At 66.8% G+C, this 16022-nt stretch carries 15 protein-coding genes; all 15 read left to right on the top strand.

The window, feature by feature from the left end; genetic code table 11:
- The first annotated feature begins 7 nt into the window (after positions 1-7).
- The 15 genes from leuC (at position 8) to ACFFJK_RS13685 (ending at position 16002) form a co-directional block, all read left to right on the top strand.
- A complete protein-coding gene (gene leuC, locus ACFFJK_RS13755; RefSeq protein ID WP_379679855.1) occupies positions 8-1408 on the top strand; it encodes a 3-isopropylmalate dehydratase large subunit in 1401 nt (466 codons plus the stop codon).
- Between the two features lie 68 nt (positions 1409-1476).
- On the top strand, positions 1477-1611 hold the full coding sequence (locus ACFFJK_RS13750; protein ID WP_379679854.1) for an entericidin A/B family lipoprotein: 135 nt from the start codon (positions 1477-1479) through the stop codon (positions 1609-1611).
- Positions 1612-1682: 71 nt separating this feature from the next.
- Entirely contained in the window at positions 1683-2330 is a 648-nt protein-coding gene (gene leuD / locus ACFFJK_RS13745) for a 3-isopropylmalate dehydratase small subunit (protein WP_379679853.1), read from the top strand.
- A 19-nt stretch (positions 2331-2349) separates the two neighbouring features.
- The gene (gene leuB / locus ACFFJK_RS13740; RefSeq protein WP_379679851.1) at positions 2350-3420 is read left to right on the top strand and encodes a 3-isopropylmalate dehydrogenase; all 1071 of its coding nucleotides are present in this window, start codon (positions 2350-2352) and stop codon (positions 3418-3420) included.
- Positions 3421-3481: 61 nt separating this feature from the next.
- A complete protein-coding gene (gene asd / locus ACFFJK_RS13735) occupies positions 3482-4612 on the top strand; it encodes an aspartate-semialdehyde dehydrogenase (protein ID WP_379679849.1) in 1131 nt (376 codons plus the stop codon).
- Positions 4613-4902: 290 nt separating this feature from the next.
- Positions 4903-8070, top strand: a complete 3168-nt coding sequence (locus ACFFJK_RS13730; protein WP_379679847.1) for a motility hub landmark protein FimV — start codon at positions 4903-4905, stop codon at positions 8068-8070.
- Complete coding sequence (gene truA / locus ACFFJK_RS13725) at positions 8067-8867, top strand: tRNA pseudouridine(38-40) synthase TruA (RefSeq protein ID WP_379679845.1); 801 nt, start codon at positions 8067-8069, stop codon at positions 8865-8867. The genes ACFFJK_RS13730 and truA overlap by 4 nt, the downstream gene beginning before the upstream one ends.
- A gap of 20 nt (positions 8868-8887) precedes the next feature.
- Entirely contained in the window at positions 8888-9580 is a 693-nt protein-coding gene (locus tag ACFFJK_RS13720) for a phosphoribosylanthranilate isomerase (protein ID WP_379679843.1), read from the top strand.
- The gene (gene trpB, locus ACFFJK_RS13715) at positions 9564-10805 is read left to right on the top strand and encodes a tryptophan synthase subunit beta (RefSeq protein WP_379679841.1); all 1242 of its coding nucleotides are present in this window, start codon (positions 9564-9566) and stop codon (positions 10803-10805) included. The genes ACFFJK_RS13720 and trpB overlap by 17 nt, the downstream gene beginning before the upstream one ends.
- Positions 10806-10860: 55 nt before the next feature.
- On the top strand, positions 10861-11658 hold the full coding sequence (gene trpA, locus ACFFJK_RS13710; RefSeq protein WP_379679839.1) for a tryptophan synthase subunit alpha: 798 nt from the start codon (positions 10861-10863) through the stop codon (positions 11656-11658).
- Positions 11659-11882: 224 nt separating this feature from the next.
- The gene (locus tag ACFFJK_RS13705; RefSeq protein WP_379679838.1) at positions 11883-12155 is read left to right on the top strand and encodes a hypothetical protein; all 273 of its coding nucleotides are present in this window, start codon (positions 11883-11885) and stop codon (positions 12153-12155) included.
- Positions 12156-12302: 147 nt separating this feature from the next.
- Complete coding sequence (gene accD, locus ACFFJK_RS13700) at positions 12303-13175, top strand: acetyl-CoA carboxylase, carboxyltransferase subunit beta (RefSeq protein WP_379679837.1); 873 nt, start codon at positions 12303-12305, stop codon at positions 13173-13175.
- An 82-nt stretch (positions 13176-13257) separates the two neighbouring features.
- Entirely contained in the window at positions 13258-14556 is a 1299-nt protein-coding gene (gene folC / locus ACFFJK_RS13695; protein WP_379679835.1) for a bifunctional tetrahydrofolate synthase/dihydrofolate synthase, read from the top strand.
- Between the two features lie 12 nt (positions 14557-14568).
- Entirely contained in the window at positions 14569-15483 is a 915-nt protein-coding gene (locus ACFFJK_RS13690) for an SPOR domain-containing protein (protein ID WP_379679834.1), read from the top strand.
- Between the two features lie 30 nt (positions 15484-15513).
- On the top strand, positions 15514-16002 hold the full coding sequence (locus tag ACFFJK_RS13685) for a CvpA family protein (protein WP_379679833.1): 489 nt from the start codon (positions 15514-15516) through the stop codon (positions 16000-16002).
- The last annotated feature ends 20 nt before the right edge of the window (positions 16003-16022 follow it).

Raw genomic sequence — 16022 nt, 5'->3', positions numbered from 1 at the left:
ATAGACCATGCAAAAAACGCTTTACGACAAACTCTGGGAGTCCCATGTCGTGCGTGCCGACGCCGATGGCACCACCGTCCTCTACATCGACCGCCACCTGGTGCACGAAGTCACCAGCCCGCAAGCCTTCGAGGGCCTGCGCGAGGCCGGCCGCGGACTATGGCGTACCTCGGCAAACCTGGCCGTGGCCGACCACAACGTGCCGACCACCGACCGCGCCCATGGCATTGCCGATGCAACCTCGCGCCTGCAGGTCGAGACCCTCGACGCCAATGCGAGGAGCTTCGGCCTGACCTACTTCAACATGAACGACAAGCGCCAGGGCATCGTCCACGTGATCGGGCCGGAGCAGGGCGCCACGCTGCCGGGCATGACGGTGGTCTGCGGCGACTCGCACACCTCGACCCATGGCGCCTTCGGCTGCCTGGCGCACGGCATCGGCACTTCGGAGGTCGAGCATGTGCTGGCCACGCAGACCCTGCTGGCCAAGAAATCGAAATCGATGCTGGTGCAGGTCGACGGCGAACTGCCGCCCGGCGTGACCGCCAAGGACATCGTGCTGGCCGTGATCGGCAAGATCGGCACCGCCGGCGGCACCGGCTACGCCATCGAATTCGGCGGCTCGACCATTCGCGCGCTGTCGATGGAAGGCCGGATGACGGTCTGCAACATGGCGATCGAAGCGGGCGCGCGCGCCGGCATGGTCGCGGTGGACGACACCACCATCGAGTACGTGAAGGGCCGCCCGTTCTCGCCCAAGGCCGAGCAGTGGGAGCAGGCTGTCGCCTACTGGCGCACGCTGCACTCCGACGAAGGCGCTGTCTTTGACACCGTCGTGACGATCGACGCAGCGGCAATCCGGCCGCAGGTCACCTGGGGCACGTCGCCCGAGATGGTGACGTCGGTGGACGGCCGCGTGCCCGATCCGCGCGAGGAATCGGACCCGGTGCGCCGCGGCGCGGTTGAAAAGGCGCTGGCCTACATGGACCTGGCGCCGAACACCCCGATCGACCAGATCAGGATCGACAAGGTCTTCATCGGCTCCTGCACCAACTCGCGCATCGAAGACCTGCGCGCCGCCGCCGAGGTGGTGCGCGGCCGCCGCCGCGCGGAGAACGTCAAGCTGGCGATGGTCGTGCCGGGTTCGGGCCTGGTCAAGGAGCAGGCCGAGCGCGAAGGGCTGGACCGCATCTTCAAGGAAGCCGGCTTCGAATGGCGCGAGCCGGGCTGCTCGATGTGCCTGGCCATGAACGCCGACCGCCTGGAGCCGGGCGAGCGCTGCGCCTCGACCTCGAACCGCAACTTCGAGGGGCGCCAGGGGCAGGGCGGCCGCACCCACCTGGTCTCGCCCGCAATGGCGGCGGCGGCCGGGATTGCCGGCCACTTTGTCGACGTGCGGGCGCTCTGATGCGTTAATGGGGGGGCAGGCCCCTCCTTCAACCGTTTTACTCAGTCATACCGAAACACAGGAACATCATGAAAAAAGCAATCGCCCTCGCATTTGCCGCCACCTTCGGCGCCATCGTCCTCACCGGCTGCAACACCATCTCCGGTATCGGCAAGGACGTGCAGAAGGTCGGCCAGGTCGTCACCAGCGCCGGCGGCAAATAAATAGCCAGCGCAAGCAGCGCAAGCAGCCGGCGGCACGCGCCGCCGGCATGAACCTACAAGGGGGCAAGAACATGGATAAATTCACCGTACACGAAGGCTTGGTGGTGCCGCTCGACCGCGCCAACGTCGACACCGACGCCATCATCCCGAAGCAGTTCCTGAAGTCGATCCGCCGCACCGGCTTCGGCCCCAACCTGTTCGACGAATGGCGCTACCTGGACCGCGGCGAGCCGGGCCAGGACTGCAGCACCCGCTTGGTGAACCCCGATTTCGTGCTCAACCAGCCGCGCTATGCCGGCGCCTCGATCCTGCTGGCCCGCAAGAACTTCGGCTGCGGCTCCTCGCGCGAGCACGCGCCGTGGGCGCTGCAGCAGTACGGCATCAAGGCCATCGTGGCGCCGAGCTTCGCCGACATCTTCTTCAACAACTGCTACAAGAGCGGCCTGCTGCCGATCGTGCTGTCGGAAGATGAGGTGGACGGCCTGTTCAAGGCAGTGGAAGCGAACCCCGGTTTCACGCTGGTGGTGGACCTGGAGCGGCAACGCATCGGGACCAAGGACGGCAGCGTCTCGTACGGTTTCGCCATCGACGAGTTCCGCAAGTACTGCCTGCTGGGCGGCCTGGACGACATCGGCCTGACCCTGCGCCACGCCGACGAGATCCGCGCCTTCGAACAGCGCCACCTGGCCGCCCAGCCCTGGCTGGCGAATACCATTTGAACACCCTGAAAGAGACCGCATGAAAATCGCAATCCTGCCTGGTGACGGCATCGGCCCGGAGATCATGAACGAAGCGGTCAAGGTCTTGAACGCGCTGGGCGAGCCGTTCGAGATGGAAACCGCGCAGGTCGGCGGTGCCGGCTATGCCGCGCACGGCCACCCGCTGCCCGAGGGGACCCTGAAGCTGGCCAAGGAAGCCGACGCGGTGCTGTTCGGCGCCGTGGGCGACTACCAGTACGATACGCTCGAGCGCGTTCTGCGTCCCGAGCAGGCGATCCTGGGCCTGCGCCGCGAGCTCGGCTTGTTCGCCAACCTGCGCCCGGCCATCCTGTACCCGGAGCTGGCAGGCGCCTCCACGCTCAAGCCGGAAGTGGTGTCGGGCCTGGACATCCTGATCATCCGCGAACTCACCGGCGACATCTATTTCGGCAAGCCGCGCGGCGTGCGCGAATGCCCGGATGGCCCGTTCCAGGGCCAGCGCGAAGGCTTCGACACGATGCGCTACGCCGAAGGCGAGATCCGCCGCATCGCCCACGTCGCCTTCCAGGCCGCGCGCAAGCGCGACCGCCGCGTGACCAGCGTGGACAAGGCAAATGTCCTGGAAACCTTCCAGTTCTGGCGCGACATCGTCACCGAGGTCCACACCGAATACCCCGACGTCGAGCTCGAGCACATGTACGTCGACAACGCCGCCATGCAGCTGGTTCGGGCCCCGAAAAAGTTCGATGTCCTCGTTACTGGTAACATGTTCGGCGATATCCTGTCGGATGCCGCCGCGATGCTGACCGGTTCGATCGGCATGCTGCCGTCGGCCTCGCTCGACGCCGCCAACAAGGGCCTGTACGAACCGTCCCATGGATCGGCGCCGGATATCGCCGGCAAGGGGGTGGCCAATCCGCTGGCGACGATCCTGTCGGCCGCCATGATGCTGCGCTTTACCTTCGGCCGTACGGAACAGGCCGACCGCATCGAGAACGCGGTCAAGCGCGTGCTGGCCCAAGGCTTGCGCACCCCCGACATCTTCGAGGCGGGGACCAGCCGGGTCGGCACGAAAGAAATGGGCGACGCTGTCGTCGCAGCGCTCGCCTGAAGCCCGAGACAGGGCAGAACAGCGCAAATACAGAACAGATTTTTATACCTGAGGGAAGACAATGAAATTAGTAGGCCTGGTAGGCTGGCGCGGCATGGTAGGCTCGGTCCTGATGCAGCGCATGCAGGAAGAGGGCGATTTCGACCATATCGAGCCGGTGTTCTTCACCACCTCGAACCCGGGCGGCGCCGCGCCGAAGATGGCGAAGAACGAAACCCTGCTGAAGAGCGCGACGGACATCGCCGAGCTGTCCAAGTGCGAGATCATCATCTCGTGCCAGGGCGGCGACTACACCAGCGATGTGTTCCCGAAGCTGCGCGCGGCCGGCTGGAACGGCTACTGGATCGACGCGGCCTCGACCCTGCGCATGAACGACGACGCCGTCATCGTGCTGGACCCGGTCAACAAGGACGTGATCAAGAACGCCATGTCGCGCGGCGTGAAGAACTTCATCGGCGGCAACTGCACCGTGTCGTGCATGCTGATCGGCCTGGGCGGCCTGTTCGAGCAGGGCCTGGTCGAGTGGATGACCTCGATGACCTACCAGGCGGCATCGGGCGGCGGCGCCCAGCACATGCGCGAACTCTTGAGCCAGTTCGGCACCATCAACGGCGCCGTCAAGCCGCTGCTGGACGACCCGGCCTCGGCCATCCTCGAAATCGACCGCACCGTGCTGGCCACCCAGCATGGCTTCTCGAGCGAAGAGACCAAGCAGTTCGGCGTGCCGCTGGCCGGCAACCTGATTCCCTGGATCGACAAGGACCTGGGCAACGGCCAGTCGAAGGAAGAGTGGAAGGCCGGCGCCGAGACCAACAAGATCCTGGGCCGCGGCGAAGGCTTCGCCGGCACCAAGGCGATTCCGGTGGACGGCCTGTGCGTGCGCATCGGCGCCATGCGCTGCCACTCGCAGGCGCTGACCATCAAGCTGACCCGCGACGTGCCGCTGGACGAGATCAACGACATCATCGCCTCCCACAACCAGTGGGTGAAGGTGGTGCCGAACACGCGCGAAGCGTCGATGCGCGACCTGTCGCCGGCCGCCACCAGCGGTGGCCTGACCATTCCGGTGGGCCGCCTGCGCAAGATGTCGATGGGGAACGATTACCTGTCGGCCTTCACCGTCGGCGACCAGCTGCTGTGGGGCGCCGCCGAGCCGCTGCGCCGCATGCTGCGCATCGTGCTGGACAAGTAATCCCGGTAGGGTGGCCGGCACCGCCGGTCACCCGACGGCTGCCGGCGATGCATGTTGGCGCCTTTGCCACACCCGCTATAATATTGCCAAGCGATCGTACACAAACGCTATCAATATCACCCCGCATCGGCCATTCTGGCCACACATCCTTCATCACTGCGTCGTTGATGTGCGCAGGAAGCTTGCATGCCCTAGAGCATGATGTTATGTTGAGACTCCCGGGAAACCGTCTTTCCCATGGTCAACTTCTTTCGCTGCCAACTATGCATTCTCCTCACCGTCCTCCGCTCATGGCGTTTGCGCTGAAAACAGTCACCGCGGCCGTCGCCAGCGCCGTGCTCCTGTCGTCCGCCGCTTCGGCTGCCGGCCTTGGGAAGCTGACGGTGCTGTCGGCGCTCGGCCAGCCCTTGCGTGCCGAGATCGAACTGACGACGACCGCAGGCGAGGATGCATCCAGCCTGGCAGTGAAGCTGGCGTCGCCCGAGGCTTTTCGCACGGCGAATATCGAATTCAACCCGGCGCTGCTGTCGCTGCGCTTCAATGTCGAGCAGCGCGCAGGGCGCCAGTTCATCCGCGTGAGCTCGACCCAGCCGCTGAACGAGCCTTTCGTCGACATGCTGATCGAGCTGTCGTGGAATAACGGCCGCCTGGTACGCGAATATACCTTCCTGCTCGACCCGGCCGAACTGCGCACGCCGCAGCCGGCACAGGTGGCGGCGGAAAACGGCCGTCCGGCCCAGCCGCGTGCAGCGACGCAACCGGCCGGCGCGGCCGCTACGCCCGCCGCGCCGGCGGTGCAGCCGCAACAGGAACAGCGGCGCGAGACGCCTGCGGCCGCACCGGCCCCGCGCGCTGCGCCGGCTGCGGCGAGCGGTGCGTCCGGCGGCGGCACGCCGTCGAGCTACCGCGTGCGCCAGGGGGACACGCTCAGCAAGATCGCCACCAGGCTCAAGCCGGCCGACATCTCGCTCGACATGATGCTGGTGGCGCTGTACCGCGCCAACCCGGAAGCCTTCATCGGCCAGAACATGAACCGCCTGAAGTCGGGCCAGATCCTGAAGGTGCCGGATTCCGGCGCGCTTCGTGCCACCGGCGCCGAGGAGGCGGGCAGCATCGTGATCGCCCACGCAGCCGATTTCAATGCCTACCGCAACAAGCTCGCCGGCCAGGTTGCCAACGCCGCGCCGCAGCGCACGCCGCAGGCCGGCCAGAGCGCTGCCGGCAAGATCACCGCGAAGGTCGAGGAACGCCCGACCGCTGCCAACGAATCGCAGGACCAGTTGCGCCTGTCGAAAGCGACCCAGGCCGCCACGGGCGCGCAAGGGACAACCGCCAGCACCGAAGACACGATCGCGCGCCAGCGCGAGCTGGAGCAGGCGCAGGCCCGCGTCAAGGAACTCGAGCGCAACGTCAGCGAGCTGGAATCGCTCATGACGGTGAAGAGCCGTGCGGGCAGCGAAGTACAGAACGCCGCCGTTGCCGGCGCGGCCGCGGGCGGCGCCGCCGCGACTGCGGCCGACCCGGCCGCCCCCGCCGCCAAGCCGGCTGACCAGGCCGGCCAGGCCAAGCCGAAGGCGCCGCCGAAGAAGGCCAAGCCGGAAGAGAAAGGCTTTGCCGATACGCTGATGGACAACATCAACTACGTCGCCGCCGGCGCCGCCGTGCTGCTGCTCGGCGCGCTCGGTCTCTCGCAGCGCCGCAGGAAGAAAAAGGACGGCGCCAAGACCGTGCTCAACGAGCCGTCGGTGCTGGGCGTGCCGACCCAGGCTGCGCACTCGCTGTTCGCCGAAGCGGGCGGCCAGAGCGTCGATACCAGCAACAGCGTGTTCAACTCCAGTTTTGCGCCGTCTGCTTCGCAGCTCGACACCAATGAAGTCGATCCCGTGGCGGAAGCCGACGTCTACATCGCCTACGGTCGCGACGCCCAGGCCGAAGAAATCCTGAAGGAAGCGCTGCGCAACCATCCGGAACGCCACCCGGTGCGCCTGAAGCTGCTCGACATCTACGCCGCGCGCAAGGACCTGCGCGCCTTCGAAGCCCAGGCCAGCGAGCTGTACAGCATGACGCGAGGCCAGGGCGCCGATTGGGCCCAGGCAGCAGCGCTGGGGCAGAGCATCGACCCGGGCAACCCGCTGTACGCCAGCGCCGGTCCGGCGCCGGCGGCACCGGCGCCGAGCCCGCAGGAGCGCGACCAGCAATCCCTGCTGTCGAAGCAACTGGAAGAGGCCTTCCGCGGCGGCGCCCCGGCAGGTGCCGCCGCCTTTGCCGCCGGCGCAGGCGCCGCTGCTGTTGCCGCTGCGGGCGGCGCCGCCTATGGGGCAACGGACCATGACGGACAGGAGGCGACGGCGCTGCCCGGCGCCGATGGCATGGCCGACCAGCGCGACCAGCGTCTCGAGGACAATACGCTCGACTTCGACCTGGGCGGCCTGACCTTCGAGCCGGTCTCCAGCAATGAGCCGATCGCGATGGCGGGTCCCGGCGCCGCTGCCGCGCAGGACGATACCGCCGTGCCCGACCTCGACTTCGCACTGGACCCGGTCACCCCGGCCGACGTGACCGCCGCCCCGGCGCCGGCTGCCGAGGAGCCGTTCGATCTGGCCTTCGACATGGGCTTCGACGAGCCGGCGCCGGGGACGGCCGCGGATGCCAGCGCCGCCGGCGTCCCGGGCGCGGACGTCGACATGGCCGGCCTGGCCGCCGAGTTCGACCTGCCGCCGCTGCCGGAGGTCGTGGAGGAGGCTCCTGCGGCGGCCACGTCTTCGGCCGCGATGGAAGACCCGCTGTTCGACCTCGACACGATGGACTTCGGCCTGCCGCCGACGCCGGCGCAGCCGGCCGCCGTCGCCGAAGCGACCCCGTTCCATGAGGAGCTGCCTGCCGCGCTTGCCGCGCCGGCCGCCGCTTCAGCGGTCGCGCCGGCGCCGGCCGGCATGGCGGACGACCCGCTGTTCGACCTCGACATGATGGATTTCGGCAGCCCGTCCGGGCAGGCGCCTGCCGCTGCGCCTGCGGCGGCAGCGTTTGCCCAGCCATCCGTCGAGCCCTTCGACTTCGACGCCCCGCCGGCAGCCGCTGCGCCGGCAAGCACGCCGGACCTCGACGACGATCCGTTCGCCCTGCCGGAATTGCCGGCAGCGACGCCGGCCGGCGCCACCGTCCCGATGCCGGGCGTGCCGGCCGAGCCTTCGTTCGACCTGGCCGACATCGACCTCGACCTGCCGCCGGCCGACCAGCCGGGCGCAGTGCCGGGCCACGACATGCCCCCCCCGCAGGAGGCCGAGCCGGCCGCCATGTCGCCCGAGCATATGGAAATGGAAACCAAGCTCGATCTCGCGATCGCCTACCAGGAAATCGGTGACAAGGAAGGCGCACGCGAGCTGCTCGACGAAGTCATCAAGGGTGGCAGCAGCGAACAGGTGAGCAAGGCCAGCGCAATGCGCTCCCTGCTCGCGTGAGGCGCATCGCACTGGGTGTCCAGTATGTAGGCACCGCCTGGAACGGCTACCAGAAGCAGCCGTCGCGCAACACGGTCCAGGACCAGCTCGAGATCGGCCTCGAGAAGTTCGCCTGTACGACGCTTGCCACCACCTGCGCCGGGCGCACCGACGCCGGTGTGCACGGCATCGAGCAGGTCGTCCACTTCGACACGGAACTCGACCGCACCATGCAGAGCTGGGTGCGCGGCGTGAATGCCTTCCTGCCCGAATCGATCGTGGTGCGCTGGGCGCACGAGGTCAAGCCGGACGCCGAGGGCCAGGACTTCCACGCGCGTTTCTCGGCGCGCTCGCGCACCTATCACTACGTGCTCTACAACAATCCGAACCCGTCGGCGCTGCTGGCCGGCCGGGCAGGGTGGGTGTTCCGTCCGCTGGACGTGGCGCGCATGGTCGAGGCCGGGCAGTACCTGATCGGCGAGCACGACTTCTCGGCCTTCCGCGCCTCCGGCTGCCAGGCCAATTCGCCGGTCAAGCAGATGCACGAGGTCGGCATCCAGCGCTACGGCGACGTGATCGTGTTCACCGTGCGCGCCAGCGCGTTTCTCCATCACATGGTGCGCAACATCGTCGGCTCGCTCATCTACGTGGGCACGGGCCGCAACGAGCCGGGCTGGATGAAAGAGGTGCTGGAGAGCCGCTCGCGCGACGTGGCCGCCCCCACTTTCATGCCGGACGGCCTGTACCTGGCCAAAATCGATTACGATCCCAAGTGGGGATTGCCGCAGGAGCCTGCGCATCCTTTGCCGTGGCTTTGAGCCACCCTTCTGGAATCACTATGCAACGCACCCGTATCAAAATCTGCGGCATCACGCGCGAGGAAGACCTGCGCGCGGCCGTCTCGATGGGCGCCGACGCGCTCGGTTTCGTGTTCTACCCGAAGAGCCCGCGCTACGTCACGCCCGAGCAGGCGGCCGAGCTGTGCAAGGCGCTGCCGCCCTACGTGAGCGCGGTGGCGCTGTTCGTCAACGCCAGCGTGGAAGAGGTCAGGGCAGTGGCGGCCAGGGCGCCGCTGTCGCTCATCCAGTTTCACGGGGATGAAACGGCCGAGCAATGCGCAGAGCTGGCCGCGGCCGTGCAGCGCCCCTTCGTGCGGGCCTTCCGCGTGAGGCCGGACACAACGCATGGCGAGCTGCTAGAATACGAGCGTGCATACCGCGCCGCCAGTCCCTGGTTCTCCGGCCTCCTGCTGGACACCTGGGTAGACGCCTACGGCGGCGCAGGAAAGGTTTTCGATTGGTCTCTCGTCCCAAAAGAGCTCGCGCCTCGGGTCGTTTTGAGTGGTGGCTTGAACGTACAAAACGCGACTGACGCGGTGGTACGTGTTCGTCCCTTCGCGGTCGACGTCAGCAGTGGCGTCGAAGCGCAGAAGGGCATCAAGGACGCCCGCAGGATCGCCGACTTCGTTGGCGCCGTGCGGGCCGCCGACGCCATTGCATCGAGTGAGAACCAACATGAAAGATCGTCCTAGCGGAAATGCTCCGCTGTTCCAGACCCCGGATTACCAGCTGCCCGACCAGACCGGGCACTTCGGCCCCTACGGCGGCAGCTTTGTCGCCGAAACCCTGTCCCATGCCCTGGCCGAGCTCAACGAAGCCTACGCGCGCTATTCGAACGATCCCGAATTCCTCGAAGAATTCCGCTACGAACTGGCGCACTTCGTCGGCCGTCCATCGCCCGTCTATCACGCCAGGCGCTGGTCAAGCCAGGCCGGCGGGGCCCAGATCTTCTTCAAGCGCGAAGACCTGAACCACACCGGCGCGCACAAGATCAACAACGTGATCGGCCAGGCCCTGCTGGCGCGCCGCATGGGCAAGAAGCGCATCATCGCCGAGACCGGCGCCGGCCAGCACGGCGTGGCCACCGCCACCATCTGCGCCCGCTTCGGCCTCGAATGCGTGGTGTACATGGGCAGCGAAGACGTCAAGCGCCAGGCGCAGAACGTCTACCGCATGAAACTGCTGGGCGCGACCGTCGTACCGGTGGAGTCGGGCTCCAGGACCCTGAAGGACGCGCTCAACGAAGCGATGCGCGACTGGGTCACCAACATCGAAAACACCTTCTACATCATCGGCACCGTGGCGGGCCCGCACCCGTACCCGATGATGGTGCGCGACTTCCAGTCGGTGATCGGCGAGGAATGCCGCGTGCAGATGCCTGCCATGACCGGGCGCCAGCCGGACTACGTGCTGGCCTGCGTCGGCGGCGGCTCCAACGCGATGGGCATCTTCTACCCCTACATCGACGAGCCGGGCGTGAAGCTGGTCGGCGTCGAGCCGGCGGGCGAGGGGCTGGAGACGGGCAAGCATGCGGCGTCCCTGAGCGCCGGCATCCCGGGCGTCCTGCACGGCAACCGCACCTACCTGCTGCAGGATGCGAACGGGCAGATCATCGAGACGCATTCGGTGTCCGCCGGCCTGGATTACCCGGGCGTGGGGCCGGAGCATGCCTGGCTGAAGGACATCAAGCGCGCCGAGTACGTGTCGATCACGGACGAGGAGGCCTTGGCCGCCTTCCACGACTGCTGCCGCATCGAAGGAATCATCCCGGCGCTGGAATCCTCGCACGCGATCGCGTACGCGGTAAAGCTGGCAAGCACGCTGCCGGAAGACCAGCTCATCCTGGTCAACCTGTCGGGCCGCGGCGACAAGGACATGCACACGGTGGCGCAGAGGATGGGCCTGGACTTCGGCTGAAAGCAGCTGCCCATCTTTGCCCATCCATCCGTGTACCCTTGAAAGAAAGAACAGCATGTCCCGTATCGCTTCGACCTTTGCCGCGCTGAAGGCGCAGAACAAGACCGGCCTGGTCACCTTCATTACCGCCGGCGACCCCGGCCCCGAACTGACCGTGCCCCTGATGCACGCCCTGGTGGAGGGCGGCGCCGACGTCCTGGAACTGGGCGTTCCGTTTTCCGACCCGATGGCCGAGGGCCCGGTCATCCAGCGCGCCTGCGAGCGCGCACTGAAGTTCAATATCGGCCTGTCCGACGTCTTCAACTTCGTGCGCGAGTTCCGCAAGACCAACACCACCACCCCGGTGGTCCTGATGGGCTACGCCAACCCGGTCGAACGCATCGGTCCCGACAACTTCATTCGCTGCGCGAAGGAAGCAGGCGCCGACGGCGCGATCGTGGTCGACTACCCGCCGGAAGAGTGCGCGGCCTTTGCCGAGGCCATGCGCGCCGCCGACCTCGACCTGATCTTCCTGCTGGCCCCGACCTCGACCACCAAGCGGGTGCAGCAGGTGGCCCAGTACGGCAGCGGCTTCAGCTACTACGTATCGCTCAAGGGCGTCACCGGCGCCGGCAGCATCGACACCGCCGACGTGGCGCGCCGCGTCAATGCGATCCGCGAGCATGTGAAGCTGCCGATCGGCGTGGGCTTCGGCATCCGCGACGGCGCCACGGCGCGGGCCGTGGCGGAAGTGGCCGATGCCGTCGTGATCGGCAGCCGCATCATCCAGGAGCTGGAGTCGGTGCCGAAGGAAAACGCCGTGGAAGCGGTGCGGACCTTTACCGCAGGCATCCGTAGCGCGCTGGACGCCTGAACGGGGATTGCATCCACGCGTCGAGGAGCTGCCCGGTAGCGCTCCCGATGCCTGTCGATCGCTTCGCCATGCGGATTGCCCTTGTCCGTATTGCCGCCGCCGAGGGACGCCGCTGGGCGTCCCTTTTTTACGCGCCATGAATGGGATGCGACCAGGGCATTCCCCTGGGCCGGTCCATGGGTTACATTGGCTGTGTTTCAAAATAACAACTCAACAGGCATCCCATGAAAAAGCAGATCATCCACATCTCCGTCCTCCAGTCGGCCAAGGTCATGGCCGTGCTCTACCTGGTGCTGTCGCTGCCGATGGTGCTGCTGATGGCCGTGCCTGCCATGTTCAGCGGCCAGGAATTCTCGCTCGCGATGCTCATCCTGATGCCGGTGCTCTACACCCTCATCGGCTTCATCTTCACCGCGCTCGGCGCCTGGGTCTACAACATCGTCGCGGCCAGGGTCGGTGGCTTCGAGTTCGCGACCGCCGAGGTCGACAAGAACTAGGAAGCTGCAAGACAGGCCGGCATCGGGCAGGCGCGCAGCCACTGGCAATCATGTCGGATTGCTAATTGGCAGGGCGACAGCATTCGACAAGCGAGGCGCTTGCGGCTACACTACCGCCACTTCGAAGACTTGCCGCAAGGAGAAAAGATGAGTTGGCTAGAAAAACTGCTGCCCCCACGGATCCAGCGCTCCGATGCCGCCAAGAGCAAGACCATGCCCGAAGGGCTGTGGGTCAAGTGCCCGTCGTGTGAAGCGGTCCTGTACCGCGCCGACCTGGAATCGAACCAGCACGTTTGCCCGAAGTGCGACCACCACATGCGCATCCGCGCCCGCGAGCGCCTCGATGCGCTGCTTGACGAAGGCGGCCGCTACGAGATCGGCCAGGAAGCCCTGCCGGTCGATACCCTGAAGTTCAAGGACAGCAAGAAGTACCCGGACCGCCTCAAGCAGGCCATGGACGCCACCGGCGAGACCGATGCCCTCATCGTGCAGGGCGGCTCGATCATGAGCCTGCCGGTCGTCGTCGCCTGCTTCGAATTCGAATTCATGGGCGGCTCGATGGGCTCGGTCGTCGGCGAGCGCTTCGTGCGCGGCGCCCAGGTGGCGCTGGAGCAGAAGGTGCCTTTCATCTGCATCACCGCCACCGGCGGCGCCCGCATGCAGGAAGGCCTGCTGTCGCTGATGCAGATGGCCAAGACCACCGCCATGCTGACCAAGCTGTCGGAAAAGAAGCTGCCGTTCATTAGCGTGCTGACCGACCCGACCATGGGCGGCGTCTCGGCTTCGTTCGCCTTCATGGGCGACGTCGTCATTGCCGAGCCGAAGGCCCTGATCGGCTTCGCCGGCCCGCGCGTGATCGAGAACACCGTGCGCGAAAAACTGCCGGAAGGCTTCCAGCGTGCCGAGTTCCTGGTGCAGAAGGGCGCCGTCGACATGATCGTCGACCGCCGCAAGATGCGCGAAGAAATCGCGCGCCTGCTGGCCCTGCTGCAAAACCAGGCTGCCGACGCACTGGCCTGATTGGTCTCCTGATCCCGTTCCCGGTGCGGGCGCCCATGCGTCCGCACCAGCGCCCCGCGCACCATCCTTGAGCTTCATTCCCATGTCCACTCTCCCGACCACCTTGCCCGACTGGCTGGCGCTGCTCGAGTCGCGCCATGCCGAAACCCATATCGACATGGGCCTCGACCGCGTGCGCGCCGTCAAGGAACGCCTGCAGCTCGCCTTCAGCTGCCCCGTGATCATGGTGGCCGGCACCAATGGCAAGGGCTCGACCTGCGCCATGCTGGAAGCCGTGCTGCTGCAGTCCGGCTACCGCGTCGGCCTGTACATCAAGCCGCACTTCCTCGACTTCAACGAGCGCGCCCGCATCAACGGCGAGATGGCATCCAGCGAAGCGCTGGTGGAGGCCTTCGATGCGGTGGAAAGCGTGCGCGGCGACGTGGCGCTGACCTACTTCGAATTCACCACGCTCGCGATCATGCACCTGCTCTCGAAGAGCGGGGTGGATGTCGCGATCCTGGAAGTCGGGCTGGGCGGACGCCTGGACGCCGTCAACGTGGTCGATGCCGATGTTGCCATCGTCACCAGCGTGGACATCGACCACACCGACTACCTCGGCGACACGCGTGAAAAAATCGGCTTCGAAAAGGCCGGTATCTTCCGCGCCGGGAAGGCCGCGATCTGCAGCGACCCGGTGCCGCCGCAATCGCTGATCAAGCATGCCGAGGACATCGGCGCCGACCTGTGGCTGATCGGGCGCGACTTCAACTACCAGGGCGACCAGCAACAGTGGAGCTATGGCGGCCGCGGCCAGCGCCGCAATTCGCTGGCCTATCCGGCCCTGCGCGGCGCCAACCAGCTGCTCAATGCCTCGGCCGCCCTGGCCGCGCTCGAAGTGCTGCGCCTGGAGCTGCCCTGCGGCGCGCAGGAAGTGCGCGCGGGCCTGGCCATGGTCGAGCTGCCGGGACGCTTCCAGGTGCTGGCGGGCCGGCCCACCCAGGTGCTGGACGTCGCCCACAACCCGCACGCCGCCGCGGCGCTCGCGCAAAACCTCGGCAACATGGGCTTCCACCGCTACACCTACGCGGTGTTCGGCATCATGGAAGACAAGGATATTGACGCCGTGATCGCGCCGATGCGCGACATCGTCGACCACTGGTGCGTCACCGCGCTGCCCTCGCCGCGCTCCAGCGATCCGGCCAAACTGGCGGAAAAGCTCGCCGGATTGCGGCCGGCAGGCGCGAAAGAGGACGATTTTTCGGTCACCACCTTCGCCAACCCGGCCGAGGCCTATGCGAATGCCGTGAGCCGCGCAGGGGAGAATGATAGAATTGTGGTCTTTGGCTCGTTCTACACGGTCGCCGGCGTGATGGCGGCCCGCAAATCCTCATTACACTGATAACAGAAACGCATGGGCTTGTTCTCGTTCGGTACTAAAAACAAGCAAGACACGGTCCGGGACAGCGGGCACTTCGTCAAGGAAGACGATGCAGCCTACGGCGAGCGCGCCCGCGCCAAGCGCGCGTCGCACGCGGGCGACGGAGCGCGCGGCAAGCGCGCCGCCGACCCGATCCTGCCCGAGAAGAAGCGCGCGCGCCGGCGCTTGGTGGGCGCCATCGCACTGGCCCTGGCAGCCGCCGTCGGCCTGCCGATGCTGCTCGATTCCGAGCCCAAGCCGCTCGGCGCCGACATCGCCATCCATATCCCGTCGAAGGACAAGGCCGCGCCGCTGCCGGTGCCGGCCGCCGCCGCCGTCGACAGCGGGGAAGAGATCGTCGAGCCGACCGATACCGAGGTGCAGCCTGCACCGGCGTCGGCAGCCGCGCCGGCCGACCCGCCGCCGCTGCGCACCCTCGACACGCGCCCGCCCGCCGCCCGCGCCGACGCCGGGCTGCAGAACGCCGAGCCGCCCAAGCCTGAGCCGAAGCGTCCCGAGGCGGACAAGCCGGCCCTCGAAAAGAAGCCGGTCAAGCTCGCGGAAGCCGAACCGAAGAAGGTCGAGAAGCCCGCGGCCAAGCCGGCCGAAGACAAGCCGCGTGCAGTCAACGACGACGCTGCCCGCGCACTGGCGCTCCTGGAAGGCAAGCCGCCCGTGAAGGCCGAAGGCCCGTCGCAGAGGTACATCGTGCAGGTCGCGGCACTGGCGACCCCGGAAAAGGTCGAAGAACTGCAGGGCCGCTTGCGCGCAGCCGGCGTATCCTCCTTCACCGAGCGTTCGGGCGACCTGATCCGCGTGCGCGTGGGCCCGTTCGGCAAGGAAGAGGCGGACAAGATCCGCGCCAAGCTCGTCGGCATGGGCCTGTCGAGCAAGATGGTGCCGCTCTGATCCAGGCGTTTTGATGGAAAGCGACGCGGCGTGACGATTTTCGATTATCTGGTCCTGTTCGTCCTGGTTTCGTCCGTTATCATCTCCACCTTGCGCGGCCTGGTGAAGGAAATCCTCTCCCTGCTGGGCTGGGTGGTGGCCTTCGTGGTGGCGAACGCCTACGGCGCGCAGCTGGCGCCGATGCTGCCGGAGCTGATGCCGGGCGATACGGCGCGCCTGATCATGGCCTTCATCGTCCTGTTCCTTGGCGTGCGTATCCTGATGGGCCTGCTGTCGCTGGCCATCGGGGCGCTCATCACCGCATCGGGCCTGAGCCTGGCCGATCGGGGACTCGGGGGATTGTTCGGCCTGGCGCGGGGCATTGTAATCGTGCTTGCCGCCGTCATATTGAGCGGGATGACTTCCATCCCGCAACAGGATTTCTGGAAAAATGCGCTGCTGTCGCCGATGGCGGAAACAGGAGCGCGCACGGTCAAACCTTTCCTTCCTGCGGCACTGGCCGAGCACGTCAGGTTTTGATCCAACGGTTTCAACTTTTT

The organism is Massilia consociata (genome assembly GCF_042432755.1).
Lineage (GTDB): Bacteria > Pseudomonadota > Gammaproteobacteria > Burkholderiales > Burkholderiaceae_D > Telluria > Telluria consociata.
The sequence above is the reverse complement of the archived record's forward strand: the minus strand, read 5'-3'. Positions and strand labels throughout refer to the sequence as shown.